The organism is Endozoicomonas atrinae, assembly GCF_001647025.1.
Lineage (GTDB): Bacteria > Pseudomonadota > Gammaproteobacteria > Pseudomonadales > Endozoicomonadaceae > Endozoicomonas > Endozoicomonas atrinae.
Genome location: NZ_LUKQ02000660.1, coordinates 1 through 837 on the forward strand (window position 1 = coordinate 1; position 837 = coordinate 837).

The following is an 837-nucleotide window of genomic DNA, read 5'->3' on the forward strand; positions in this document are numbered from 1 at the left end:
TGAAAAACACTGGCCTCCTTCGGTTTTTGTCAACCACTGTCAACCCCGATTTTCACTCTGTCACTGGCGAAAGCCTGCGGCTTTGTACCCCCGCATTAGCTAAAGGTTCGCAGGGTCCCTCCGCCTTGCAGGAAGTCAGTAATGACAGGGCTTTCAGAGCATCAAACGGACGATACCGAACTTTTCTGAATCGGTGCAAAACCACAGCTACACGACATATAACTTTTATCATCTGCTTTGCGTCCATGTTCTCGCCACCTTCTCCACACCACGACTGGCAATGTAACCACCAATGCCCAGCTGGATAATGCTGAACAGTTTCAACTCAACCTCTTCACTCAGATCCGGTGCTGCCCACCCCATCCAGCGGCAGACGACCAACACCGTGAACACCAGCATCACCAGGGGACGCCAGCAGCGTTGCAGCCAGCTCTCTCCCTTGGCTTCGGCGGTGATGATGCCTGCCTGTTCTGCCAGTTCCTTGATCTCCCCGTTGATCATCATCTCAGCTAGCTGTGCTTTAGCTTCACTTGCTTTGTTGGCATCAGGGAACAGCTTATCAATGACCTTCCCCACCAAAGGGACAGCAGCCGCCCAGCTCACAGATCAACTCCCTGCAGCCCTTCCTGGTAGAGCCATACTTCAACGGGAAAACTTGGGCAGGCTTTATGTTCGCTGAAGTGGTTATGACCCCGTACTTCCACATCAGGGTACAGAGCCTGGTGACCAGCAATCAGCAGCTTCAGCATTCGCTTCTGCAGTGGGGTAAAGTTATCTTCCGGCTGGTTGTTGTTATCCAATCCACCGACCAGGCAAATGCCCACGCTCTCATGGTTG

At 52.9% G+C, this 837-nt stretch carries 2 protein-coding genes; both read right to left on the reverse strand.

Annotated features, from left to right (window positions below; all coding sequences use genetic code 11):
- Positions 1–228 precede the first annotated feature (228 nt).
- Entirely contained in the window at positions 229–603 is a 375-nt protein-coding gene (locus AK963_RS29880; RefSeq protein ID WP_066018824.1) for a 3TM-type holin, read from the reverse strand.
- On the reverse strand, positions 600–837 hold a 238-nt coding region (locus tag AK963_RS29885; RefSeq protein ID WP_175404754.1), incomplete at its 5' end, for a peptidoglycan recognition protein family protein. The genes AK963_RS29880 and AK963_RS29885, both read right to left, overlap by 4 nt.